Below are 25,197 nucleotides of genomic sequence, written 5' to 3' on the forward strand. Positions count from 1 at the left end.
CTGTAAAATTACAAAAACCTTACGCAGCGTCAAGCGGAATCGTGTCAATCATTGCGACAAATCAATCCTGTGACTAACGTTTGTGCGACTGACTCGCCTCACTTTCCCTTTGAGCTAGCAACCACATGGGGGCTGCGCCCGGAATTTTAAAGGCCTTGCAGGATTAAAATGTGAAATTGATCACAATTGCCTGACCGCCTTTTCGCGACACATAAGTTTAGATCAAAAGTGCACGCGCGGGTGTTAATGTTTTGTTAGAATCTGGGTTAAAAGATGTCTGTTTCAACAGCGAGATGTAAGCATATGTCGAACCAACATAACCCCGACGATTTGAAAAAAAACCTTACAGAGATGCAGTTTTACGTAACGCAAAATCACGGCACGGAACCGCCGTTTACCGGGCGTTTGCTGCACAATAAACGGGAAGGCGTCTACCACTGCCTGGTGTGTGATGCACCGCTGTTTAACTCCCAGACTAAGTACGATTCTGGCTGCGGCTGGCCAAGCTTTTACGAGCCTGTCAGCGATGATGCGATCCGCTATTTGACGGACTCCTCGCACGGCATGGTGCGCACCGAAATTCGTTGTGGGAATTGCGACGCCCATCTCGGGCATGTCTTCCCGGATGGCCCGCAGCCGACGGGGGAGCGTTTCTGCGTAAATTCGGCTTCGATGAGCTTTACCGATGACGAAAACGGCGACCAGACCAAGGGTTGAAAAAACGATTCAGCAAATTATTCCTTTGAAAGGGAGAGATCGTGAATATTGATGACATGATTGCAGGCATGACCCCGGAGGTTTATCAGCGACTGGTGACGGCCGTTGAGCTGGGAAAATGGCCGGACGGTGTGGCGCTCACACCTGAGCAAAAAGAGAACAGCTTGCAGCTGGTGATGCTGTGGCAGGCGCGTCACAATACCAACGCCCAGCACATGACCATCGACACTAACGGTCAGATGGTGATGAAAAGTAAGCGCGAACTGAAAGAAGACTTCGGCATCACGCCGAAGCCGATTGCAACCTTCAAATAAATCTCCCATGTAGGCCGGGTAAGGCGAAGCCGCCACCCGGCACACTACACCTTAGTGCGGGATCCCAAGCGACTCCGCCAGCTGCTTCGCTAACTGGTTGTTGTCATCCGCGCCATACTCCCAGAACATCGCCCCGGCGAGACCTTTCTCCTTGATGTAATCTGCTTTAATCGCCACGGAACGCGGGTTCTCATAGGAGATCGCAAACAGCGCCTTCCCGTCGGCGGATTTTACCGACAGCCACGGCACCTTCGCCTGTTCGTCCCAGTGCTCGGTAAAGCGTTTCTGCGGATCGTTTAGCAGTTTGCGGACGATATCGTTGTATTTCACGTAGGTATCTTTGGTCAGGTCATAGCCAAGCGATTTGAACAGGCCCAGTTCCTGCGGCCCGAAGTAGGGCTGGGTGACCGGATTGTTTTGCGCATCCGGTTTACTCCAGTCGATACCCGGTTCAACGGCGCGCTTCGGTACACGACCGTAAAAACCGATTCCGAGGTTCATTTGCTGCGGCTTTAGGCCGGCGGCCAGATAGTTATTCACCACAAAATCAACGCTGTATTTGTCTGCGGCAGCCACCGTTGGCCAGGCGCTGGAGTCATACAGATTCGCGTTAAAATACTGCGTCCCGTACGCCATGTCGTAGGTCATCAGGTTGATGTAATCAAGCAGGGGGGCAATGGCCTTCACATCCACCCAGCTTTTCGGACTTTCTGCATTTGCGCCCACCGCAATCGTGACCAGTTTTTTCTTACCAAACGCGTCACGCATCTCTTTTAACAGCGCGGTGAAATTATCCCTGTCGGCTGGGGTGCTCTCGACCAGTCCCCACGCGCCGTTGACCGGGAACTCCCAGTCGAGATCGATCCCGTCCAGGCCGTATTGACTGACGATCTGCTGCGCGGAGCGAATAAACACCGCGCGGCTCTCTTTGGTAGCCGCTGCGCCAGAAAAACCACGTGCGCCCCAGCCGCCAACGGAAAGCAGCACTTTTAAATTCGGGTTTTGTTTACGAAGCTGAGGAAGTAACGCCAGGTCGGATGCCACCTTGGGTGATAACCAGATTTGATGCAGTTTTGCCGGATCTTTCAGTGCAGGGTTGGTTTCGTCTTTCTCGTTGTTATAGACCAGACCAAACGAGTAGTTGAGGTGTGTGATCTGGCGGACATCGAGTTTATTGATATCGCCACCCGGTCCGGCGGTAACATCGCCACCGCCATTGAAGTAGCCCACGGACATCAGGGGCGCGGCGGAAGCCAGTGACGCGCAAAGCAAGGGTAATGCTGCCAGCAAGGGCAAACGTTTCATATAAGTTCCTCTTTGACTGAATAAAAATAACCACGCCACAGAAAAGGCGTGGCGAAAAAACAGCCTGAAGAGAATACCATCGCCGCCTCGCTTGTGATGCGAGGGAGTTCACTTTATGGGAGATCGGGGAGGGGTTTTGCCGGGTGGCGCTGATGCTTACCCGGCCTACAAAACCAGAGAAAGTAGGCCGGGTAAGGCGAAGCCGCCTCCCGGCTAAAAAAGCTTACGCCTGCGTCTCCATCCAGTCAGCCAGCGTATACAGCGTTGCGCCTTCTGCGGCCATATCCATAAACGCCTGGGCGCTGTCATGCGGCTGAATATTCACCCCGCGACAGCCGTCGGTAATGACATTCACGGTATAGCCCAGCTGGAGCGCATCCAGCACGGTGAACTTCACGCAATAATCCGTCGCCAGGCCCAGCACAATCAGCTCGGTGATCTCATGATGGCGTAACCATGCGTCCAGCGCCGTCTTCTGGCGGTGACCGTTATCGAAGAATGCGCTGTAGCTGTCGATGGTTGGGTTTTCACCTTTGTGGAACACCGCATCGATGGCTTTCTGGTTCAGCAGCGGATGCAGCTCAGCGCCTTCCGTCTGCTGCACGCAGTGATCGGGCCAGAAGGTTTGCGCCAGTCCGTCCAGTTCGCCCTGGTTGTAAGGCTCAACGTTGTGCTGGCTGGCAAAGCTGCCGTGGTTTGCCGGATGCCAGTCCTGACTCGCCACCACCGCTTCATCACGAGCCTTACACCACTCAATCAGCGAATTCGCGACGTCGACGGTGCTGTCGCCTTCCGCGACGGCCAGCGCACCGCCCGCACAGAAATCATTTTGCAAATCGACCAGTAACAGGGCGCGTTGCTTCATGGGAACTCCTTATTCGTCCGGCGTCAGTTCACCGCGCAGGTTTTGCATCATGGCGCGGCGAATGGAATCAATATCCAGATCCTGACTCAATAAATAGTGAAGTTTAGACAGCGTTGCCTCAACGGTCATATCGAAACCACTGATCACGCCAGCGTGCGCCAGGGCGTTGCCGGTGGCGTAGCCGCCCATATTGACCTTTCCGGACATACACTGGGTGAGGTTGACCACCACAATCCCGCGATCGCTCGCCTCCTGAAGCTCTTTCAGGAACTCACCGTTCTGCGGGGCGTTACCCACACCATAGGAGCGCAGGATCAGCGCCTTCACCGGCTGGCGCAGGAAGTTGCGCACCACGTCGGCGGAAATACCCGGATAAATCGTCACCACGCCAATCGGCTGCGGGGTGATCGGGTGAACGATCAGCTCGCCTGCAGTATTTGGCGCGGGCGGCGTGCCCAGACGACGGATATGGATCCCCGCTTCCAGCAGCGGTTGCAGGTTAGGTGAGGCAAACGCGTCAAAGCCGTCAGCGTGCGCTTTAGTGGTACGGTTCCCGCGGTACAGTCGGTTGTTGAAGAACAGCGTTACCTCGTTGATCGGGTAATTAGCGGCCACGTACAGGGAGTTAAGCAGGTTGATCTGCCCGTCTGAACGCAGTTCCGCCAGCGGGATCTGCGAACCGGTCACGATGACGGGCTTGCCCAGGTTCTCCAGCATGAAGGAGAGCGCCGAGGCGGTGAACGCCATGGTGTCGGTGCCGTGCAGGATCACGAAGCCGTCGTAATGGTCGTAATGGGCTTTAATATCGTCCGCAATATGCTGCCAGTCTTCCGGCGTCATGTCGGAGGAGTCCATCAGCGGCTCATATTCGTGGATGGTAAAGTCCGGCATTTCCGGACGGTGGAATTCAGGCATCAGCGCCAGCTGGCGCTGCAAGTGGCCAGTAACCGGAATATAGCCATTTTCTGAGCGCTGCATACCGATGGTACCGCCGGTATAGGCGACATAAATTGATTTCTTCTGCATGGTAATGAGTTCTTGTTCTTCAAAAGAAAAAATCCCCTCTTCACGGGAAGAGGGGACGGTTTTTAACGCACGTTCGCACAGGTCAGGCAAAACGCGTAACGGCTTTGCGGATCGTTGAAAGTCGCGAGCTTATCGCTCTCCGCTTTCATGGCTTTAGCCGCCGTCGCCACCGGCGCCGGCAGATACGCCTGAAGCGCTTCCGGTAGCATGGCGCGGACGGAGCCGGACATGCTGTCCATGACCATATCGAAGAACGTCGGTTCGTCCTGATAATAGTCAACGTGCCACTGCTTGAGCTTCGCCAGTTCCGCCGCTTTCTTCACGGCATCGTCGAAGTCACCCAGGCTGTCTACCAGACCGTTGCTCTTCGCATCCTGGCCGGTCCAGACGTGGCCCTGCGCGATCTGGTCAATCTGGTCTGGCGTTTTTTTACGGGAATCCGCCACCAGCGTGATGAAGCGCTTATAGCCACTCTCAATGCTGAGCTGCATCATCTCGGACACCTCAGGCGGCAGAGATTTAGTCACGGACACATCCGCCAGCGGCGAGGTGGAAACGCCGTCGGTATGAACGCCGAGATAATCCAGGCTGTTCTCTACGGTGTTGATCACGCCGAAGATGCCAATCGAGCCGGTCAGCGTGCTTGGGTTAGCCACAATGTAGTTGGCTGGCGTCGAGATCCAGTACCCCCCTGAAGCCGCCATGCCCCCCATCGAGACCACGACCGGCTTGCCCGCGGCACGCGCGGCGGCCAGCTCAGCACGGATCACCTCGGAGGCGCTGACGCTGCCGCCAGGGCTGTTCACCCGCAGGACAATCGCCTTCACTTTCGGATCCAGGCGCGCATCGCGGATCTGCGACGCGGTGGTGTCCCCGCCGACGTTCCCCGGCGTTTCTTCACCGTCCATAATGGCCCCGTTAGCAAACACCACGGCGATGCTGTCACCGCTGTCATCCGGCTTTTTCGCGGCGTAGTCATACATGCTGATGGCGCTGTAGTTCTTGTCCTCTTTACTCCAGCCGAACTGTTTGGTCAGCGCTTTTTCGATTTCAGCGCTGGAACCCAGCCGATCGACCAGTTTGTTATCAAGCGCGTATTTCGCTGTATCGCCGTCCACTTTGCGCAGGCCCTCCAGCACACCGCGCGCGCCCGGGAAGACCTGCTCAGCGGTCATTTGACGGTTAGCGGCAATGGTGCCGAGATAGTTCTGCCACAGCTCGCCAATCCAGCGGCTGTCCGCTTCACGGGCGGCAGGGGACATATCATCACGGATAAACGGCTCCACGGCAGATTTATAGGTCCCGACGCGGAAGACGTGGGTAGTGACCTTCAGCTTGTCGAGCAGCGATTTGTAGTACAGACCATTTGTGGCGAAGCCATGCAGATCGACCGTGCCCTGCGGAGAGAGCCAGATTTTGTTAGCAAAGCTCGCCAGATAATATTGCCCCTGGGTGTAGCTGTCGCCGACGGCAATGACCGGTTTACCGCTGTCGCGGAATTCCCGCAGCGCTTTCCCGATGTACTGCATCGAAGGCTGATCGGCTCCGGCAAAATCTTTCAGATCCAGCACGATACCGGTAATGTTGCGATCGTCTTTGGCCTGACGGATCGTGTCGACGATATCAAACAGGGAGTTTTCCTGCAGGCGGTCTGAAGTCGCGCCGAACAGCTGGCGGCCAATCACGCCCAGACGATTGCTGGTCGATGGCTTATCAACAATCACACCGGTGATATCGAGGAGCAGTGCGCCGCGCGTCGAATTCTGCGCCTGGCTGGCGCTGCTGAGATGCATCCAGATACCTGCGCATACCAGGACCAGGAAGATGAAGAAGATATTCATCACCAGGTTACGGACGAAGTTGAGCAGTCGCCACGTCCATTTAAAGAAACCGGCAAAGATTCGCCAAAGGGTTCGCATGTATTCTCCCTAACCAGAAAAGGACTGTTTCCGTCGCCACAGGACGGTAATGTGCGGTTATCGTAATGACCCAACCGCCACTTGTCAGCAGGAATCGCCTGCCACGCTGTAACAAATTCTGCTGTCGTGTTAATTTTGTGAGTAAATTTCACGAAAGGAGTTAACCAATGGACGCACTTGAACTGCTTGTTAACCGTCGTAGCGCTTCCCGCCTGGCCGACCCGGCCCCCGTCGGCGAACAGTTGGAAAACATTCTGCGTGCCGGAATGCGTGCGCCGGACCATGGCACATTGCAGCCCTGGCACTTCTTTATTATTGAAGGCGAAGGGCGCGACCGCTTCAGCCAGCTGCTGGAGCAGGGGGCGGTTGCCGCAGGCCAGGATGAGAAGGGGATTGATAAAGCCCGTAACGCGCCGTTCCGTGCGCCGATGATCATCGCGGTAGTCGCTAAATGCCAGGCCGACCATAAAGTGCCGGTCTGGGAGCAGGAGATGTCTGCCGGTTGCGCGGTAATGGCAATGCAGATGGCCGCCGTCGCGCAGGGCTTTAACGGCATCTGGCGTACCGGGCCGCTGACCGGGAGCGCCGCCGTGCGGGAAGGCTTCTCCTGCGGTGAACACGATAAAATTGTCGGCTTCCTCTATCTCGGCACCCCGCAACTTAAAGCCTCCAGCACCATTAGCGTGCCGGACACCACGCCTTTCGTCAGCCGTTTTTAATTACACGCGCTAAACTGTCTGGATTCTGAGCATCCGCCGCAGAATTCAGACAGTCATACTTACCTCTTTATGGAATGAGCGCTACCATAGCGCGATTGAGATGACAGGAGACGTCCATGAGCGAGCAAACCATTCGTTTAACGCAATACAGCCACGGAGCCGGTTGCGGTTGTAAAATTTCCCCGAAAGTGCTGGAGACCATCCTGCACAGTGAACAGGCGAAGTTTGTCGACCCGAACCTGCTTGTCGGTAACGAAACGCGTGACGATGCAGCGGTTTATGACTTAGGTAACGGCACCAGCATTATCAGCACCACTGACTTCTTTATGCCAATTGTCGACAACCCGTTCGACTTCGGACGCATTGCGGCCACCAACGCCATCAGCGATATCTTCGCGATGGGCGGTAAGCCGATTATGGCGATCGCCATTCTGGGCTGGCCGATTAACACCCTCCCGCCGGAGATTGCCCGCGATGTCATCGAAGGCGGACGCTTTGCCTGCCAGCAGGCGGGTATTGCCCTGGCCGGTGGTCACTCTATCGATGCGCCGGAGCCGATCTTCGGCCTGGCCGTCACCGGCGTGGTGCCAACCGAACGCGTGAAGCGCAACAGCACCGCGCAGGCGGGCTGCAAGCTGTTCCTCACCAAGCCGCTGGGCATTGGCGTACTGACAACCGCCGAGAAAAAATCCCTGCTGAAGCCCGAGCATATTGGTCTGGCAACGGAAGTGATGTGCCAGATGAACCTTGCCGGTGCGGCATTCGCCAGTATCGACGGTGTGAAGGCCATGACCGACGTGACCGGCTTTGGTCTGCTGGGACACCTCTCTGAAGTCTGTCAGGGCGCGGGCGTGCAGGCGCAGGTCTGGTATCAGGATGTGCCGAAGCTGCCGGGCGTGGAAGAGTACATTGCTCAGGGCGCCGTTCCGGGCGGGACGCAGCGCAACTTCGCCAGCTACGGCCATTTAATGGGCGAAATGCCGGAAGCGTGGCGCAATCTGCTGTGCGATCCGCAAACCTCCGGCGGCCTGCTGCTGGCGGTGACGCCGGAAGCAGAAGCTGACGTTCAGGCAACGGCGGCCGAGTTTGGCATCACCCTGACGGCCATTGGCGAGCTGGTGACCGCCCGCGGTGGCCGCCCGATGATTGAGATCCGTTAATTCGATGCGGTTGTTTATTGCCGAAAAGCCGAGTCTGGCGCGAGCCATCGCCGACGTGCTGCCCAAGCCGCATCGCAAAGGTGATGGCTTTATCGAATGCGGTAACGGGCAGGTGGTCACCTGGTGTATCGGTCACCTGCTTGAACAGGCGCAGCCGGATGTCTACGACAGCCGCTACGCCCGCTGGAACCTCAACGATCTGCCGATCGTGCCGGAAAAGTGGCGTCTGCAACCGCGTCCTTCCGTCACCAAACAGCTCAACGTCATTAAGCGTTTCCTGCATGAGGCGACGGAAGTGGTCCACGCGGGTGACCCGGACAGGGAAGGACAACTGCTTGTCGACGAAGTGCTGGACTACCTGGAGCTGGCACCGGAAAAGCGCCAGCAGGTGCAGCGCTGTTTAATTAACGACCTCAACCCGCAGGCGGTGGAGCGCGCGATCTCGCGCCTGCGCGCCAACAGCGAATTTATTCCCCTGTGTGTCTCCGCGCTGGCGCGTGCTCGCGCGGACTGGCTGTACGGGATCAACATGACCCGCGCCTACACCATCCTGGGACGCAATGCGGGCTATCAGGGCGTACTCTCTGTTGGGCGTGTTCAAACCCCGGTGCTGGGGCTGGTGGTGCGTCGCGACGAAGAGATCGAAAATTTCGTCGCCAAAGACTTCTTCGAAGTCAAAGCGCATATCGTCACGCCGAAAGACGAACGCTTTACCGCCGTCTGGCAGCCGAGCGATGCCTGTGAGTCATATCAGGACGAAGAGGGGCGGCTGCTACATCGTCCGCTGGCGGAGCACGTGGTTAACCGCATTACCGGCCAGCCCGCGATCGTTACCAGCTATAACGACAAACGGGAATCAGAGCCCGCACCGCTGCCGTTCTCCCTTTCGGCGTTGCAGATCGAGGCCGCGAAAAAGTTTGGCCTGAGCGCGCAGAACGTGCTCGATATCTGCCAGAAGCTCTATGAAACCCACAAGCTGATCACCTATCCGCGTTCGGACAGCCGCTATCTGCCGGAGGAACACTTCGCCGGACGCCACTCGGTGATGAATGCCATTGGTATCCATGCGCCGGATCTGTTGCCGCAACCGGCGGTAAACCCGGATACCCATAACCGCTGCTGGGACGATAAAAAAGTCGATGCCCACCACGCGATAATCCCGACGGCGCGCACCAGCAACGTCAACCTGACCGACAACGAAGCAAAGGTCTATAACCTGATCGCGCGTCAGTATCTGATGCAGTTCTGCCCGGACGCGGTTTTCCGCAAGTGCGTTATTGAGCTGGAAATTGCCAAAGGCAAATTTATCGCCAAAGCGCGTTTCCTCGCGGAAGCGGGCTGGCGCACGCTGCTCGGCAACAAAGAGCGTGACGAAGAGAACGACGGCACGCCGCTGCCGGTCGTAGCCAAAGGCGATGAACTGCTGTGCGAAAAAGGCGAAGTGGTTGAACGTCAGACCCAGCCGCCGCGCCACTTCACCGATGCGACGCTGCTTTCGGCCATGACCGGGATCGCCCGTTTTGTGCAGGATAAAGATCTAAAGAAGATCCTCCGCGCCACCGACGGTCTGGGTACGGAAGCAACCCGCGCGGGGATTATCGAGTTGCTGTTTAAGCGTGGTTTTCTCGAGAAAAAAGGGCGCTATATCCATTCGACAGAGCCGGGCCGGGCACTGATTCACTCCTTGCCAGAGCTGGCCGCCAGACCGGACATGACCGCGCACTGGGAGTCGGTGCTGACGCAGATCAGCGAAAAGCAGTGCCGTTACCAGGACTTTATGCAGCCGCTGGTGGGGACGCTTTATCAGCTGATTGATCAGGCGCGCAGCACGCCAGTGAAGCGATTCCGGGGGATGGTTGCCCCGGGTGGCGGGGCGAAGAAACCGTTCAAAAAGAAAAAAAGCGCAGCCAAAAATACCACCGCTTAAACCGTAGGCCGGGTAAGGCGAAGCCGCCACCCGGCAAAAAGCAGTTCTGCGGCCTGTAAAAAAGCCCGGTGGCGATAACGCTTACCGGGCCTGCAAGGGCGAGAATGCAGCGAAACTAAATCACACCCTGCCCGATCATCGCATCGGCCACCTTCACGAACCCGGCGATGTTGGCGCCGCGCACGTAGTTGGTCTGTGAAGCCTCACCGCCGTACTCCACGCAGGCATGGTGAATATCAAGCATAATGTGGTGCAGACGGGCATCCACTTTCTCCGCCTTCCAGCCCATTCTCGCGGCGTTTTGTGCCATTTCCAGACCGGATGTTGCCACCCCGCCCGCGTTCGCCGCCTTGCCTGGCGCAAAGAGTACGCCCGCGTCCAGGAACAGATCGGTCGCTTCAATGGTGGTGGGCATATTTGCCCCTTCCGCTACCGCCTTCACGCCATTGCTAATCAGCGTCCGGGCGGCATCCACGTCCAGCTCGTTTTGCGTCGCGCACGGCAGGGCGATATCCACCGGCACACCCCACGGCTGTTTACCTTCCAGATAGGTCAGGCCAAACTCTCGGGCATAATCCGCCACGCGGCCGTCACGGCTGGCTTTGATTTCGCACAGACGCGCCAGTTTTTCTGCTGTGAAGCCAGCTTCATCCACCACGGTGCCGCTGGAGTCGGAGGCGGTCACTACGCGCGCGCCAAACTCCATCGCTTTCTCGATAGCGTACTGCGCCACGTTGCCTGAGCCGGAGACCGCCACGCGCATCCCCTCGAAGCTCAGCCCGTGACGCTTAAGCATCGCTTCAGTGAAATAGACCAGACCGTAACCCGTCGCTTCCGGACGAATCAGGCTGCCGCCAAACGACAGACCTTTGCCGGTAAAGACGCATGCGCTGTTGTTGGAGAGCTTTTTCATCATCCCGGCCATAAAGCCCACTTCACGACCACCCACGCCGATATCCCCGGCAGGAACGTCGGTGTCCGGCCCAAGGTGGCGATAGAGCTCAGTGACCAGCGCCTGGCAGAAGCGCATCACTTCGCCTTCGCTCTTGCCTTTCGGATCGAAATCACTCCCGCCTTTACCGCCGCCCATCGGCAGGGTAGTGAGCGCATTTTTAAAGGTCTGCTCGAAGCCGAGGAATTTCAGAATCGACAGGTTCACCGAGGGATGGAAGCGCATCCCGCCCTTAAACGGCCCAATGGCGGAGTTAAACTGCACGCGCCACGCGCGGTTGACCTGTACCTGATTGCGATCGTCCACCCACGCCACGCGGAACTGGATGACGCGCTCTGGCTCCACCAGACGTTCAAGCAGCGCCATCTGGCGGTAGCGCGGATTTTCCTCAAGGAAGGGCCACAGGGTGGTCATGACTTCACGAACGGCCTGGGCAAACTCGCTTTGGTGCGGGTCGCGCTGCTGAACATGGGCAAGAAAGCTTTCCAGAGAGCGTGTCTGATCCATAGATATAAGAACCTCTTATAATAATTTGTGCGTGTGGCGGAGATGTTTTGTGTCGTTTTTTTGACTATACCACCCGCACCGCTTTGAGAGGCAAGCAGAAATTTAGGCCGAAAGGGAAATTAATGACAAGGCGCGCGTCATAACCAAAAGCGATGACGAGATAAATTAAAGATCCCGTCAGGATCTACCGTTATAGATATAAACGATGCAAAGGAAATTAAGTCTATGAACCGTTTCGCAATGGTCGCGTTATGTTTGATGGTGTCCGCCGGGGCACAGGCTGATCGCATTCGCCCGGATGTCGAAGTTAACGTGCCGCCAGAGGTTTTTAGCGCTGGCGGCCAGCGTGCGCAGCCGTGTAATCAGTGCTGTATCTATCAGGATCAAAACTATTCCGAAGGCGCAGTGGTCAGGGCGGATGGCGTGCTGTTGCAGTGCCAGCGTGATGAACGCACCCTCAGTACAAACCCGCTGGTCTGGCGTCGCGTAAAAGAATAAACGCTTCCAGGAGCGGTATATCCGCCGGGGCTAAATCATACGTGAACGCGTCTTCTGGCGTGCACCACACCAGCGCCGAGTGGTAGTGCGCCTTCAGCTCGCCGCTAAATTCCGGCACGTGCCAGGCGTGGAGGTGGATCAGCCGCTGCGACACTTCCCGCTGGTGGCTTGCCACATACCGCGCGGGCACGGCTTCAATGCCGAGCTCTTCGCGTAGTTCGCGGATCAGCGCTTCCTGCTGGGTCTCACCGGCTTCAACCTTTCCGCCCGCAAATTCCCACATTCCTGGCTGATCGGCATGTTCGGGACGCTGCGCCAGCAAGATCTTGCCCTCTTTTTCGAGGATGGCCGCAACAACATCGAGTGTTTTCAGCATGTTCGTCAATAATTAATAGCGAAAAACGACATATTATCGTGCCCTGCCAAAGAGTCCAGTCATCAGGAGAATCAGGTGAAAGAGACAGCCGCCTGGGTTGCGCCCATGGAAACCCTTCCCGTCAGCCTCAAGCCCATTGCTGCCATGCAGAAAAAACACTTCGGCGCGGTGCTGAACCCCACGCGCTGGTGGGGGCGTATGCCGCGTCTTTTCTGGCTGGTAGCGCTATTTGTCGGCTATCTGGAGCGGCGCAAGGCGCGTTTGACGCCGGTTCTGCGTTCGTTACTAATGACGCGGGTCTCGCAGATCTGCCACTGCGCATTTTGTATTGATGCCAACAGCCTGCGTCTGGCCGAGCGGAGCGGGGCGTTGGATAAAGTGCAGGCCGTCAACGACTGGCAAAATTCCACCCTGTTCAGCGAAGAGGAGCGCGCGGCGCTGGCCTATGCGGAAGCGGTCACCGCCACGCCGCCTCAGGTGGATGAAAATATCAAAAACCAGCTGAAGCGCCACTTTAGCGAAGAGACTATCACCGAAATGACGGCTCTGATTGCCTTTCAGAACCTTTCCGCCCGCTTTAACGCCGCGCTGGATATCCCGGCTCAGGGCCTGTGTGCCACGTTTAAAGGTGAACCGCATGCTGGATAAACATCTGCATCCACGGCTGAAGCCCGGGTTAAATCAGCTGGCCGCCGCGCTGGATAAACCGTTTATTACGCCTGATGGGTTAACGCTCACCGGGTTTGCGATTGGCGTACTGGCGTTACCGTTTCTGGCGCTGGGCTGGTATCTGCCAGCGCTGGTCGCCATTGTGCTGAACCGGCTGCTGGATGGTCTGGACGGTGCGCTGGCGCGTCGCCGTGGCCTGACGGACGCGGGAGGATTTCTTGATATCGCCCTCGACTTCCTGTTTTACGCGCTGGTACCGTTTGGCTTCGCGCTGGCCGCTCCGGCTGACAATGCGATCGCCGCCGCCTGGCTGCTGTTCGCGTTTATGGGGACGGGCAGCAGTTTCCTGGCCTTTGCCGCGCTGGCGGGGAAGCATAATATCGACAACCCCGGCTACGCGCACAAGTCGCTTTATTACATTGGAGGATTAACGGAAGGAACGGAGACCATCGCGCTGTTTGTGCTGTGCTGCCTGTTTCCGGCACACTTCACGCTGTTTGCCTGGGCGTTTGGCACGTTGTGCTGGCTGACCACCACAACGCGCATCTGGAGCGGTTACGTGACGCTGAAGTCACTCCCCCGCTAGCGTGTACTCTCCGGGCCGCGCGCGCCGGTGGAGACCGGGTTCTGCGGATGGCTGCTCCATTCGTACCAGCCGCCGTCGTAGACGGCAACGTTTTGCCAGCCCATGGCGCGGGCGTATATGAAGGCTTCAGACGCGCGCCAGCCGGTACCACAGTAGAACGCAACGTGCTGCTCCGGCAGGATATTCCACGTCTTCCACATGGCGGCAATATCATCGGCGCTGCGCATGGTGCCATCCGGATTGTGGAAATCTTCCATGTGGGTCGCGTCGCTACCCGCATGACCCCAGCGCGCACCGGCAATGTCACCTTTTGGCTTGATATAACTGTAGCCGCTGGTTTCACCGATAAACTCTGGCCAGGAACGAATGCTCACCAGTGAGGCGTCCTGACGGTGCAGCATTCCCCGGGCCTGTTCCATATCCACCATCAGCCGGGGCTGGCCCGGGATCGGCGCGCCAAAATCAGGGGCTGGCTTCACGTTCTCAGGCGTTCCGCGCTCAACGGGCAGGCTGGCGTCTGACCATGCCTTCCAGCCGCCGTCCAGAATACGCACATCCTTCACGCCCGCGTAGAGCATGATCTGCGCCACGCGCGCGGCGGCATATACGTCGCGACCGTACAGAATGACGGTGGTATCGTGACGGATCCCGTGCTTCGCCAGCATCGCTTTCAACTTTTCGTCAGCGACCTTATTCCACAGCGGTTCGCTTTCCACTTCATTGGTGTCGATGTAGCCCGCGCCGGGAATGTGGCTCAGGAGATAAAGCTTCGGCGCACCCCAGCCAGCCTCGATCACCTTCCACTCTCCGGCTGGTGCGGCAGTAACGGGTTTGCCCTGCTGCAACAGGTGGATCCACTGCGGATAAACCAGCTGTTCAAAATGTGCCAGACGTTGCAAACGGTCGGATTGTTGCAGGGCATCGCTCAGGATGGAAACGTGGGTAAAACCCGCTTTTTCCAGCCGCGTTTTGACGGTCTGGTTGTCATCATCGTTGCCATAGAGCGCAACCGGCATGTCGGGCGTAATCCGATGCTGTTTTGCCCAGCCGCTGAGCTGTTCATCGCTCATTGCCCCAAGCCAGCCTGCAGAGAGATTAAGCGCGGCGGGTTCATGCCCGGACGTTCCGCGCAGCGTCTGCGGCCAGCCGTTATAGAACGCACTGATGCGCGTATCAATTACCGCGCCGTTTTGCGCCTGGAGCTGGTCCAGCGTGAGGGAGTGGGGCATATCAGCCGCCATGGAGGAGAGTGAGGCGAGGCCGCAGATCAGAGCCAGCGCGGTCAGTTGAGAAACACGTTTCATCGAAAAACCTGACGTCATTAAAAGAGGGTGGCATTGTCGTCTCTCCTGAAGCCAAAAACATTGCGTTAGCACATTATTGCCAGCGAGAAATCTCAATCACCTCTCCGCCGGGCGGGATATCTTCCTCATCATGCGTGACCAGCACCATCGGGATCTTGCGCTGGCGAGTGGTTTCGAATACCCACGCCCGGAATGAGGCGCGGAGCGTTTTATCCAGTCGGCTGAACGGTTCGTCGAGCAGCAATGCCTGCGGCTGGGCGAGAAGGGCGCGCAGCAGGCTGACCCGGGCGCGCTCGCCGCCGGAAAGGGTCGCCGGATCGCTGGCGTAGAGGTTTGCCAGCCCGGCAGATTCAAGAGCCTGCTCTACCGCGTCGCGCCGCGCGCGTCCGGCAACGTGCGCCGGCAGCGCCAGCATCAGGTTTTGCCCCACGCTGAAGGCGTCAAACAGCAGGGCATCCTGAAACAGAATGCCGATCCCGCGCGTTTCCACGGTGAGCATATCGCAGCGACGATCGTTCAGCCACAGCTCGCCGTGCGCCTTAAAATCAGCGGATAACGCGCCCACCATCCAGGCGAAAAGGGTCGATTTCCCGCTCCCGGAGGGTCCCATCAGCGTGAGAATCTCCCCTGCCGGGACGCGGAAGTTGACCTCACGTAAGAGTGGCGCAATGGTGAGATTTTTCACGTTCAGCATTAACGTAATCCTTGTCTGTGACGGCCCACGAGCCGGGCGAGCAGCGCGGCAAGGGCAAATACGCTGCTGGTTAACAGCAACAGACCCAGCGCCCGGCTGGCGAGGATCGGAACGCTGCCGCCGCTGCTGAGGGCGACCGCCTCCGTCGTCAGAGTAGTAAAACGACCCGCTCCCAGCCAGAGGGTGGGCATGTACTGGGCCATGCTCACGGAAAAGCCGGTGGCAAAGGCCAGCAGTGCCGGACGAACCATCAGGGGACATTTCACTAACCAGAAAATTTTCGCCTGTCGCCAGCCCAGCGTTCTGGCGGTGAGGATAAGCCGGGGATCGAGCCTGCGCCAGGCCGGTTGCAGCACCAGGAGCATCCACGGGAGAACCCAGAGCATATGGCTCCAGAGCACCGCAGCGTACTGGCCGTCGATGCCCAGCCACAGCGCCACGGCATACTGCCCGGACACGAGGGGCAGCGCCGGGAGGGCAAGCGGCAGCCAGATCCACACCGCGCCGCGCTGGGGTCCCCACTCAAGCCAGATCATGAGGATGGCCAGCGCTGTCAGGCTGGACAGCAGTCCCAGTGAAAGGCTGTCGCTGACGGGGCCGATCTCGCCCCGGCGTGCCAGCATCAGCAGAACCAGCGCACAGAGCACGCCGCACAACGGCAGTAACCCGCCCAGCGTCCGTGCGGGCAACGCGGTATGCGAAGCGCGACGTACCCCGGAGGGGTCAGGCTGGGCGCGCCGCCATGCCGTCCAGAGGCCGTATCCCACCGCGGCAAGTGCGGCCAGCAGCAGGAGCAACACCAGACACAGCAACGTTCCTTTTGTCTGCTGCTGCGCATCGCCCTGGGTCAGCCACTGCCAGGCCAGCACCGCCAGCGTAGGTGGGTTGCCCGGCCCGAGCACGATCGCCACATCCACCACGGAAAGCGACCAGGCGAGCACCGCCAGCATCACGGCGCCCAGCGCGGGGGCGATAGCCGGGAGGACGAGCCAGTTAAGCGCCTGCATTCGTCCGTAGCCGAAGGTATGCAGGACAATTTTCTGCTGTGCGAGGCGCTTTTCAGGCAGCGCGGCGTAGATTGCCCACAGAACGAACGCGCTCTCTTTGACCGCAAGCGTCAGGCCAAGCCCGATACCGTAGCGGTCAAGCTGCGGCAAACAGACTGTACAGATCCGGTAAAACTGACCGCCTTCCGCAAACAGCAGCAGCGCGCTGGTGGCGAAGGCGACGTGCGGCACGGCTAACAGCCACGGCAGACGGGTGCTCAGGCGCTGCCAGCCATCACCCGGCCAGAGAAGCGCAAGCAGGCTCAGGGCGATAAACAGTGAACCCAGCGTCGCGATGAGGGTTGATACCAGCGTAGCGGCCAGCGCCTGCGGCAGCTGCGGGTCGGCAAACAGCGCCGCCCAGTTACTGAGAGAAAACGCCGGGGCCAGCAGCATGCCGCTGGCGGGAAGCAGTGGCAGATAGATGACCGCCATTGCCGCCCAGACCAGCCCGCTTAGCGGGTTCCGTAGCGGCGAAGCCATTCCTGCTCCAGGGCGTTAACCCAGGCGGCGTGCGGTTCGGGAAGCACATCAGGCGTGCCTGAAGGGGTAAAGGCATGAAGCTGTTTTGCCGCTTTCGCAGGTAGTTTGGCACCATCCAGCACGCTCGGGTCACCCCAGACGGCAGGATCGGCTTTGCGGATCTGCGCCTGCGGTGACAACAGGAAATTTGCCACCACTTTCGCCCCTGCGCTCGCACTGGCATTTGCCGGGATAGCGACAAAATGGACGTTGCCGATCATGCCTTTGAGAAAGCCGAAACTGTAGCTGTCGGCAGGCAGTTCACCGCTCGCCACCTTTTGCATCGCATGAGCGGGGTTAAAGGTGAGCGACAGGTTCAGGCTGCCGCTGGCCAGCAGCGTATCCATGCGCGCAGGCGATGGCGGAAAATCGTTCCCTTCGCGCCACAGCAGGGGATGCAGCGTATCAAGATAGTTCCACAGCGGCGCGGTGATCTCTGCAAAGGTGCCGTCCGGCGCGTTTTTTAATGCCTCCGGATGGGCGGTCAATGCCAGCAGAAGCTGTTCAAGAAACGCCGTGCCGGTAAAATCCGGCGGTCGCGGATAGCTCACCTTGCCAGGGTGCTGCTGAGCGTAAGCCAGCAGCGCGTGGGGATCTGCCGGAGGCATCGGCATACTCGCTTTACGGGCGATGAAGGTTAACTGCGCGCCGCCCCATGGGGATTCCGCCCCATCGGTCGGGATGGCAAAATCTTCCGTGACCGGTTTACGGGTATCGACGTAACGCCAGTTGGGCAGGGTTTGCGCCCAGCCGGTGAGCAGCAGGTTTGCCTCCTTCAGCGTGCGGAAGTTTTCCCCGTTTACCCAGAGTAGATCCACCGACCCGTTACTGCTGCGTCCTGCGGCCTGTTCCGTCTGGATCCGCTTCACCGCATCGGCGGCATCGGCCAGATGAACGATCTTCAGGTTAATGGCATAGTGCGTTTTCATCTCGCCGCTCACCCAGTCGAGGTAGCGGTTAACGGCCTCGTCACCGCCCCAGGCGTTAAACCAGACGGTCTGCCCGGTGGCCTGTTGCTGAATGGATTGCCAGCTTTCTGCGGCGAAGGCAGAGGTTGCCAGCAGCAGACTCGTCAGAAACGCGCAAAAACGCACCCGGCGCATAATGCCTCACTTTTTAATCGAAGGGATGTAACGGGAAAACAGCCAGCGAGTGACCAGCGGTAATAACCCTAATAGTGTAAAGGCGAACAGCAGTCCCGGCGACACAATATCGCGCAGCGTGGTGAGTTTTCCCAGCTCGCGTCCGGCGTTCAGATAAATGACGGTGGCAGGTAGCATCGCAAGCTGGCTGACCCACCAGTAGTGACGCACCTGGATACGTGTTAGCCCCATCAGCAAATTGACCAGAAAGAACGGAAACAACGGCATCAGGCGCAGGGCAAAAAGGTAGCGCGCGCCATCGCGAACCATCCCCACATCGATCGTGTTCATCTGTGCGGCAAAGCTCCGTTGCACCCAGTCACGCAGCAGATAACGGCTGACGAGCATGGCAAGCGTGGCGCCGAGCGTCGAGGCCAATGACACCAACAGCATCGCCTCCCACAGGCTGAAAATCGCCCCGCCGAGCAGCGTCAGAAGCGCGGCCCCGGGTATCGACAGCGCAGAGACCAGAACGTAAACCGCAAAATAGATCAGCGCGCTCTGAAGGGGCGCCTGCTCCACACGATCGAGCAACGTTTGCTGGTGTATTTTTAGCGTGTCGAGGGAGAGCATGCCCGGAGGAAGCAAAACAACGATTAAAACAAATGCGCCCAGAAGGGCGCACAGGAGACTGATTTTTTTTATATTCACTGAGGATTACAGCTTGAACGTTGCCCATACCGGCGCATGGTCGGACGGTTTTTCCATGCTGCGAATATCATAGTCGATACCGGTTTCGATGCAGCGTTCGGCCAGGGGGGCGCTCGCCAGCAGCAGATCAATACGCAGGCCCCGGTTGTCATCGAAGCCTTTTGAGCGGTAGTCAAACCACGAGAAGCGATCCTGCGTCTCCGGGTTAGCGGTGCGGAAGGTATCCACCAGCCCCCAGTCAAGCAAGCGCTGCATCCACTCGCGCTCTTCCGGCAGGAAGGAACATTTCCCGGTGCGCAGCCAGCGCTTGCGGCTGTCTTCGCCAATGCCAATGTCCAGATCAGTCGGGCTGATATTCACATCCCCCATGATCAGCACCGGATTATCTTTGTTGAGTTCGGTCGTAAGGTAGTTTTGCAGATCCTGATAAAATTTGGCTTTGGCCGGGAATTTGGTCGGGTGGTCGCGGCTTTCACCCTGCGGGAAGTAACCATTAATCACTGTGATGTTACCCAGCGGGGAAGGCAGCTCAGCCATGATGAGACGACGCTGTGCTTCTTCACCGTCACCCGGAAAGCCACGACGCACCGACACCGGCGTATCTTTGGTCAGCAGCGCAACGCCGTAGTGGCCTTTCTGACCGTGGTAAAAAACGTTATAGCCCAGCTTCGCTACCTCTTCGAGCGGGAACATATCGTCGTGAACTTTTGTCTCCTGCAAGCCGATCACATCTGGCTGATGTTGCTCAACAATCGCTTCGAGCTGGTGAGGGCGGGCACGCAGGCCGTTGATATTAAAAGAGACAAATTTCATAGTCGCTGCCAATGCAAGGTGAATAGTGCAAGGATGGTAGCAGAATTTACGTCGTCTGTTATCCGCTTCGCCCAATTACTGCGACAGATAATGCCGACGGTGCAATATTTGCACCATTTCGACGCGTTTTGCCCTCGAACAGGGCGTAAAGGACCGATAAATTTCGCGAGCGATCACAATTCCAGAATTATATTTGGCATGTGCATACTCTTTCTTGTTTTCGTGCGGCAAAGCGCCGCTTGCCGTAAAAATATTCACTATTTATGCATTAAAAGTGAATAACTCCATATTGTAACTCATTGATATTCTGTTACCCAAATCCGTTTATGCATTTTTATCGCTGGCTGGCATGAACGCTGCAATCTACATTCACAGTGCAAACACTCAATTATTTAACATTTAAACAACCTTTTATTTACCGGGTGAGGTCGCTATGTCTCTGTCAGTTACGCGTGAAAATTTTGATGAATGGATGATGCCGGTATACGCTCCGGCGGCTTTTATTCCGGTACGTGGGGAAGGCTCTCGCCTGTGGGATCAGCAGGGCAAAGAGTATATCGACTTTGCGGGTGGGATTGCGGTGAATGCGCTGGGGCATGCAAACCCGGCGCTGCGGCAGGCGCTGAATGATCAGGCGGCGAAATTCTGGCATACCGGCAACGGTTATACCAACGAACCGGCGTTGCGTCTGGCGAAGAAGCTGATCGACGCCACTTTCGCAGAAAAAGTCTTTTTCTGTAACTCCGGCGCGGAAGCGAACGAAGCGGCGCTGAAGCTGGCGCGCAAATATGCGCACGATAAATTCGGCGCGCACAAGAGCGGCATCGTAGCCTTTAAAAATGCCTTCCATGGCCGCACGCTGTTTACCGTCAGTGCGGGTGGTCAGCCCTCATATTCTCAGGATTTTGCGCCGCTGCCGCCGGATATCCGTCATGCGGCGTATAACGATTTACACTCTGCCAGCGAGCTGATTGACGACACCACCTGTGCGGTGATTGTCGAGCCCATGCAAGGGGAAGGCGGCGTCATGCCCGCCCAGAAAGCGTTCCTGCAAGGGCTGCGCGAGCTGTGCGATCGGCATAACGCGGTCCTGATTTTTGACGAAGTCCAGACCGGCGTGGGCCGCACGGGTGAGCTGTACGCCTACATGCACTATGGCGTGACCCCGGATGTGCTTTCAACAGCCAAAGCGCTCGGCGGCGGCTTCCCGGTGGGGGCGATGCTGACCACCGATACATTCGCCAGCGTGATGACCGTGGGCACCCATGGCACCACTTACGGCGGTAACCCGCTGGCAACCGCTGTCGCCGGACAGGTGCTGGATATCATCAACACTCCTGAGGTGCTTAGCGGCGTGAAGCAGCGTCACCAGTGGTTTGTTGAGCGTCTTACCGCCATCAATAACCAGACCGGCATGTTCAAAGAGATCCGCGGTCTGGGGCTGTTGATAGGTTGTGAGCTTGCCCCTGAGTTTGCTGGCAAAGCGAAGCTGATTTCACAGGAAGCGGCAAAGCAGGGCGTGATGGTGTTGATTGCCGGCGCTAACGTGGTGCGGTTTGCCCCTGCGCTGATCGTCAGTGAGAAAGAGGTCAGAACCGGGTTAGATCGTTTTGCGCTGGCCTGCGAACAGGTGAAGTCCGGGGTGTCATCATGATGGTCATCCGTCCCGTTGCGCACGGCGATCTCGCCGGGCTTATGCAGCTTGCCGGTAAGACAGGGGGCGGGCTGACCTCGCTGCCTGCCGATGAAAAAACGCTGTCGGCGCGCATTGAGCGCGCCCTGCAAACCTGGCAGGGGACGTTGCCAAAAAGCGAACAGGGCTATGTGTTCGTGCTGGAAGAGACCGACACGGGAACCGTGGCGGGGATTTGCGCCATCGAGGTGGCCGTCGGGCTTAACGATCCGTGGTACAACTACCGCGTCGGCACGATGGTCCACGCCTCGAAAGAGCTGAACGTCTACAACGCGCTGCCGACGCTTTTTCTCTGTAATGACCATACCGGCGCCAGCGAACTCTGCACCCTGTTTCTCGATCCGGACTGGCGCAAAGAGGGTAACGGTTATCTGCTCTCCAAATCGCGCTTCATGTTTATGGCCGCCTTTCGCGACCGCTTCAACGAAAAAGTGGTCGCGGAGATGCGCGGCGTAATTGATGAGACGGGCTACTCGCCGTTCTGGGAGAGCCTGGGCGAACGCTTCTTCTCCATGGAATTTAGCCGGGCGGATTACCTGTGCGGTACCGGTCAGAAGGCGTTTATCGCCGAGTTAATGCCGAAGCATCCTATTTATACCCATTTCTTAACGCCGGAAGCGCAGGCGGTGATCGGCGAAGTTCACCCGCAAACCGCCCCGGCCCGTGCAGTGCTGGAGAAAGAGGGTTTTCGCTACCGCAATTACGTCGACATCTTTGACGGCGGTCCAACGCTGGAATGCGATATTGACCGCGTACGCGCCATCCGTAAAAGCCGCCTGGTTGAGGTTTCAGAAGGCCAGCCCGCGCCGGGCGAGTGGCCAGCCTGCCTGGTCTCGAACGAGAATTACGCCAACTTCCGCGCCATGCTGGTGCGAACCAACCCAACATGCGAGCGTCTGGTACTGACGGCTGCGCAACTGGATGCCCTGAAATGTAACGCTGGCGACACGGTTCGCCTGGTGCGGCTCTGCCCTGAGGAGAAAACAGCATGACTCTATGGATTAACGGTGACTGGGTAACGGGCGAAGGTGATGCGCGGACAAAAACTAACCCGGTCGGCCAGGAGGTGCTCTGGTCGGGGAGCGACGCCAGCGCCGGGCAGGTTGAGCAGGCCTGCCAGGCTGCACGCCGCGCGTTTCCGGCATGGGCGAAACGGCCATTCTCCGAGCGCCAGGCGCTGGTTGAGAAATTTGCTGCGCTGCTGGAGGCCAATAAAGCAGAGCTGACCCGCATCATTGCCTGCGAAACCAGCAAGCCGCGCTGGGAGGCAACAACCGAAGTGACGGCGATGATCAATAAAATCGGTATATCGGTGAAGGCGTACCACGCCCGCACCGGTGAGCAGCATACCGGGATGCCGGACGGCGCCGCCACGTTGCGCCACCGTCCGCACGGGGTGTTGGCGGTGTTTGGCCCGTACAACTTCCCCGGGCATCTGCCGAACGGGCATATTGTGCCTGCGCTGCTGGCGGGGAATACCGTCATCTTCAAGCCGAGTGAGTTAACCCCCTTAACCGGAGAAGCGGTGGTAAAACTCTGGGAGCAGGCGGGGCTGCCGCCGGGCGTGCTGAATCTGGTGCAGGGCGGGCGTGAAACCGGTCAGGCGCTGAGTGCGCTGAGCGACATTGACGGTCTGCTGTTTACCGGCAGTGCCGGAACGGGTTATCAGCTGCATCGTCAGCTGGCGGGGCAGCCGGAAAAAATTCTGGCGCTGGAGATGGGTGGCAACAACCCGCTGATTGTGGAAGATCCGGATGATATCGATGCTGCGGTCCACCTGACCATTCAGTCGGCATTCATTACCGCCGGACAGCGCTGCACCTGCGCCCGCCGCCTGTTGGTTAAACGCGGCGCGCAAGGGGATGCGTTTCTTAACCGTCTGGTGGAGGTGAGCGGGCGTCTGGTTCCCGCGAAATGGGATACCGAGCCGCAGCCGTTTATCGGCGGGCTGATCTCCGAGCAGGCGGCGCTGAACGTGCTGAAAGCGTGGCAGGAGCACGTGGCGCGCGGGGCGAAAACCCTGCTGGAGCCGAAGCTGGTTCAGCCGGGCACATCGCTGCTGACGCCGGGGATTATTGAGATGAGTGCGACGAGCAACGTGCCGGATGAAGAGGTCTTTGGCCCGCTGCTGTGCGTCTGGCGCTATGACGATTTTGCATCGGCGATCGAGATGGCCAACAACACCCGCTACGGCCTGTCGAGCGGCCTGATATCCCCGCATCGCGAGAAATTCGACCAGCTGCTGCTGGAAGCGCGCGCCGGGATCGTGAACTGGAACAAACCGCTGACCGGCGCGGCGAGCACCGCGCCGTTTGGTGGCGTAGGGGCATCGGGCAACCATCGCGCCAGCGCCTGGTATGCCGCCGATTACTGCGCGTGGCCAATGGCAAGCCTGGAAACCCCGGCGCTGACGCTGCCGGAGACGCTGAATCCGGGGCTGGATTTTACAGAGGGTGACGCCCATGAAAGCGCGTGAGGTTAACTTTGACGGGCTGGTGGGGCTGACGCACCACTATGCCGGGCTGTCGTTCGGCAATGAAGCCTCGACGAAGCACCGTTTCCAGGTCTCAAACCCGAAGCTGGCGGCGAAGCAGGGGCTATTGAAAATGAAGGCGCTGTCCGATGCCGGTTTCCCGCAGGCGGTGATCCCGCCGCAGGAGCGTCCGAACGTGGCCGTGCTGCGCCAGCTGGGCTTCAGCGGTACGGATGAACAGGTGGTTGAAAAAGCCGGTACGCAGTCCCCACAGCTGCTTTCCGCGGCCAGTTCAGCCTCTTCAATGTGGGTAGCGAATGCCGCCACCGTCGCGCCGTCGGCGGATACGCTGGACGGCAAAGTGCATCTGACCGTCGCTAACCTGAACAACAAATTCCACCGCGCCAGCGAAGCGGAGACCACCGGGCGCGTGCTGCGCGCCATTTTTAATCATGATGCGCATTTTGAGGTGCATTCGGCGCTGCCGCAGGTCGCGATGTTTGGCGACGAAGGGGCGGCAAACCACAACCGTCTGGGTGGCGATTACGGCGATCCAGGCTTGCAGATGTTTATCTATGGACGGGAAGAGGGCGGCCACGCCGCGCCGGTTCGTTATCCGGCGAGACAAACCTTAGCCGCAAGCCAGGCGGTTGCACGGCTGAACCAGGTTAATCCTACTCAGGTGATTTTTGCCCAGCAAAATCCGCAGGTGATCGACCAAGGCGTGTTTCATAACGACGTGATTGCCGTTTCCAACCGTCAGGTGCTGTTCTGCCACGAGCAGGCGTTTGCCCATCAGGAAAAGTTGCTGGCCACGCTGCGCGAACGCGTGCCGGGATTTATGCCGATTCAGGTGCCCACGCAGGCGGTAAGCGTGCAGGATGCGGTCGAAACGTATCTGTTCAACAGCCAGCTGCTGAGCCGGGATGACGGCAGCATGATGCTGGTGCTGCCGCAGGAGTCCCGCAACCATCAGGGCGTCTGGCGCTATCTCAGCGAACTGGTGCAGGCGGATAACCCGATTGATGAACTGCGCGTGTTTGATCTGCGGGAAAGTATGGCCAACGGCGGGGGACCGGCGTGCCTGCGACTGCGCGTGGTGTTAACGCCGGAGGAAATGCAGGCCGTGAATCCGTCGGTGATGATGAACGACACGCTGTTCAATACCCTCAATGACTGGGTGGACCGCTACTATCGTGACCGTCTGGTTCAGGCCGATCTGGTTGATCCGCAGCTGCTGCGCGAAGGCCGCGAGGCGCTGGATGCATTATCAACCATCCTGCAACTGGGATCGGTTTATCCGTTCCAGCGCTAAGGAG

24 protein-coding genes are annotated in these 25,197 nt (G+C 58.5%); 12 read left to right on the forward strand and 12 right to left on the reverse strand.

Annotation, left to right across the window (positions count from 1 at the left end; all coding sequences use genetic code 11):
• The first annotated feature begins 303 nt into the window (after positions 1–303).
• Together msrB and ACQG0S_RS08890 are read left to right on the forward strand one after the other, a co-directional pair.
• Complete coding sequence (msrB, locus tag ACQG0S_RS08885) at positions 304–717, forward strand: peptide-methionine (R)-S-oxide reductase MsrB (RefSeq protein ID WP_022647790.1); 414 nt, start codon at positions 304–306, stop codon at positions 715–717.
• Positions 718–758: 41 nt separating this feature from the next.
• Entirely contained in the window at positions 759–1,031 is a 273-nt protein-coding gene (locus ACQG0S_RS08890) for a YeaC family protein (protein WP_022647791.1), read from the forward strand.
• A 51-nt stretch (positions 1,032–1,082) separates the two neighbouring features.
• On the opposite strand, the gene ACQG0S_RS08895 is transcribed toward ACQG0S_RS08890, so the two are convergent.
• From ACQG0S_RS08895 to sppA, 4 genes are all read right to left on the reverse strand, one after another.
• Positions 1,083–2,336 carry a glycoside hydrolase family 18 protein gene (locus tag ACQG0S_RS08895; RefSeq protein ID WP_022647792.1) on the reverse strand — a complete coding sequence of 418 codons (1,254 nt, stop codon included), beginning with the start codon at positions 2,334–2,336 and terminating at the stop codon, positions 1,083–1,085.
• Between the two features lie 223 nt (positions 2,337–2,559).
• Positions 2,560–3,201 carry a bifunctional nicotinamidase/pyrazinamidase gene (pncA, locus tag ACQG0S_RS08900; RefSeq protein ID WP_426750242.1) on the reverse strand — a complete coding sequence of 214 codons (642 nt, stop codon included), beginning with the start codon at positions 3,199–3,201 and terminating at the stop codon, positions 2,560–2,562.
• A gap of 9 nt (positions 3,202–3,210) precedes the next feature.
• Positions 3,211–4,227, reverse strand: a complete 1,017-nt coding sequence (ansA, locus tag ACQG0S_RS08905; protein ID WP_048966337.1) for an asparaginase — start codon at positions 4,225–4,227, stop codon at positions 3,211–3,213.
• A 62-nt stretch (positions 4,228–4,289) separates the two neighbouring features.
• The gene (gene sppA, locus ACQG0S_RS08910; RefSeq protein WP_023299888.1) at positions 4,290–6,146 is read right to left on the reverse strand and encodes a signal peptide peptidase SppA; all 1,857 of its coding nucleotides are present in this window, start codon (positions 6,144–6,146) and stop codon (positions 4,290–4,292) included.
• Between the two features lie 167 nt (positions 6,147–6,313).
• Between sppA and ACQG0S_RS08915 the strand changes: the two genes are divergently transcribed.
• The 3 genes from ACQG0S_RS08915 (at position 6,314) to ACQG0S_RS08925 (ending at position 9,952) form a co-directional block, all read left to right on the forward strand.
• A complete protein-coding gene (locus ACQG0S_RS08915; RefSeq protein ID WP_022647795.1) occupies positions 6,314–6,865 on the forward strand; it encodes an NAD(P)H nitroreductase in 552 nt (183 codons plus the stop codon).
• 116 nt (positions 6,866–6,981) lie between these two features.
• A complete protein-coding gene (gene selD, locus ACQG0S_RS08920; RefSeq protein WP_022647796.1) occupies positions 6,982–8,025 on the forward strand; it encodes a selenide, water dikinase SelD in 1,044 nt (347 codons plus the stop codon).
• 4 nt (positions 8,026–8,029) lie between these two features.
• Positions 8,030–9,952, forward strand: a complete 1,923-nt coding sequence (locus ACQG0S_RS08925; protein WP_048966320.1) for a DNA topoisomerase III — start codon at positions 8,030–8,032, stop codon at positions 9,950–9,952.
• A 115-nt stretch (positions 9,953–10,067) separates the two neighbouring features.
• Here the strand turns inward: ACQG0S_RS08925 and gdhA are convergent, their stop codons facing one another.
• Positions 10,068–11,411 (reverse strand): NADP-specific glutamate dehydrogenase, encoded by a 1,344-nt coding sequence (gene gdhA, locus ACQG0S_RS08930; protein WP_022647798.1) that lies wholly within the window; start codon positions 11,409–11,411, stop codon positions 10,068–10,070.
• 225 nt (positions 11,412–11,636) lie between these two features.
• On the opposite strand from gdhA, the gene ACQG0S_RS08935 reads away from it, so the two are divergent.
• Positions 11,637–11,909, forward strand: a complete 273-nt coding sequence (locus ACQG0S_RS08935) for a YnjH family protein (RefSeq protein WP_045621416.1) — start codon at positions 11,637–11,639, stop codon at positions 11,907–11,909.
• On the opposite strand, the gene ACQG0S_RS08940 is transcribed toward ACQG0S_RS08935, so the two are convergent.
• Entirely contained in the window at positions 11,869–12,285 is a 417-nt protein-coding gene (locus ACQG0S_RS08940; protein ID WP_022647800.1) for a pyrimidine (deoxy)nucleoside triphosphate diphosphatase, read from the reverse strand. The two genes, ACQG0S_RS08935 and ACQG0S_RS08940, sit on opposite strands and share 41 nt — an antisense overlap.
• A 75-nt stretch (positions 12,286–12,360) precedes the next feature.
• On the opposite strand from ACQG0S_RS08940, the gene ACQG0S_RS08945 reads away from it, so the two are divergent.
• The gene (locus ACQG0S_RS08945; RefSeq protein ID WP_038415879.1) at positions 12,361–12,933 is read left to right on the forward strand and encodes a carboxymuconolactone decarboxylase family protein; all 573 of its coding nucleotides are present in this window, start codon (positions 12,361–12,363) and stop codon (positions 12,931–12,933) included.
• A complete protein-coding gene (locus tag ACQG0S_RS08950; protein ID WP_048966322.1) occupies positions 12,923–13,540 on the forward strand; it encodes a CDP-alcohol phosphatidyltransferase family protein in 618 nt (205 codons plus the stop codon). The genes ACQG0S_RS08945 and ACQG0S_RS08950 overlap by 11 nt, the downstream gene beginning before the upstream one ends.
• On the opposite strand, the gene ACQG0S_RS08955 is transcribed toward ACQG0S_RS08950, so the two are convergent.
• The 6 genes from ACQG0S_RS08955 to xthA form a co-directional block, all read right to left on the reverse strand.
• The gene (locus ACQG0S_RS08955) at positions 13,537–14,844 is read right to left on the reverse strand and encodes a sulfurtransferase (RefSeq protein ID WP_048966338.1); all 1,308 of its coding nucleotides are present in this window, start codon (positions 14,842–14,844) and stop codon (positions 13,537–13,539) included. The genes ACQG0S_RS08950 and ACQG0S_RS08955 overlap by 4 nt on opposite strands.
• Positions 14,845–14,917: 73 nt before the next feature.
• Positions 14,918–15,538, reverse strand: coding sequence for an ATP-binding cassette domain-containing protein (locus ACQG0S_RS08960; protein WP_048966323.1), 621 nt, complete (start codon positions 15,536–15,538; stop codon positions 14,918–14,920).
• Complete coding sequence (locus tag ACQG0S_RS08965; RefSeq protein WP_048966324.1) at positions 15,538–17,067, reverse strand: ABC transporter permease subunit; 1,530 nt, start codon at positions 17,065–17,067, stop codon at positions 15,538–15,540. Before ACQG0S_RS08965 ends, ACQG0S_RS08960 begins: the two co-directional genes overlap by 1 nt.
• Positions 17,040–18,209: an ABC transporter substrate-binding protein gene (locus ACQG0S_RS08970; RefSeq protein WP_074174430.1), complete on the reverse strand. Its 1,170-nt coding sequence runs from the start codon at positions 18,207–18,209 to the stop codon at positions 17,040–17,042. The genes ACQG0S_RS08965 and ACQG0S_RS08970 overlap by 28 nt, the downstream gene beginning before the upstream one ends.
• Before the next feature lie 6 nt (positions 18,210–18,215).
• Positions 18,216–18,899 (reverse strand): TVP38/TMEM64 family protein, encoded by a 684-nt coding sequence (locus ACQG0S_RS08975; protein WP_048966325.1) that lies wholly within the window; start codon positions 18,897–18,899, stop codon positions 18,216–18,218.
• 6 nt (positions 18,900–18,905) lie between these two features.
• Positions 18,906–19,712 carry an exodeoxyribonuclease III gene (gene xthA, locus ACQG0S_RS08980; RefSeq protein WP_023299900.1) on the reverse strand — a complete coding sequence of 269 codons (807 nt, stop codon included), beginning with the start codon at positions 19,710–19,712 and terminating at the stop codon, positions 18,906–18,908.
• A gap of 433 nt (positions 19,713–20,145) precedes the next feature.
• Here xthA and astC point away from each other — a divergent pair, with 433 nt between their 5' ends.
• Genes astC through astB form a run of 4 tightly spaced genes read left to right on the forward strand, consistent with a single transcriptional unit; the run spans position 20,146 to position 25,193 of the window.
• On the forward strand, positions 20,146–21,366 hold the full coding sequence (gene astC, locus ACQG0S_RS08985; protein WP_426750248.1) for a succinylornithine/acetylornithine transaminase: 1,221 nt from the start codon (positions 20,146–20,148) through the stop codon (positions 21,364–21,366).
• Positions 21,363–22,397: an arginine N-succinyltransferase gene (gene astA / locus ACQG0S_RS08990; protein ID WP_022647810.1), complete on the forward strand. Its 1,035-nt coding sequence runs from the start codon at positions 21,363–21,365 to the stop codon at positions 22,395–22,397. Before astC ends, astA begins: the two co-directional genes overlap by 4 nt.
• Positions 22,394–23,881 carry a succinylglutamate-semialdehyde dehydrogenase gene (gene astD / locus ACQG0S_RS08995; RefSeq protein WP_048966326.1) on the forward strand — a complete coding sequence of 496 codons (1,488 nt, stop codon included), beginning with the start codon at positions 22,394–22,396 and terminating at the stop codon, positions 23,879–23,881. The genes astA and astD overlap by 4 nt, the downstream gene beginning before the upstream one ends.
• Complete coding sequence (gene astB / locus ACQG0S_RS09000) at positions 23,868–25,193, forward strand: N-succinylarginine dihydrolase (RefSeq protein ID WP_023299902.1); 1,326 nt, start codon at positions 23,868–23,870, stop codon at positions 25,191–25,193. The genes astD and astB overlap by 14 nt, the downstream gene beginning before the upstream one ends.
• Positions 25,194–25,197: the final 4 nt, after the last annotated feature.

It is taken from the genome of Enterobacter cloacae complex sp. 418I7 (genome assembly GCF_050030705.1).
Lineage (GTDB): Bacteria > Pseudomonadota > Gammaproteobacteria > Enterobacterales > Enterobacteriaceae > Enterobacter > Enterobacter intestinihominis.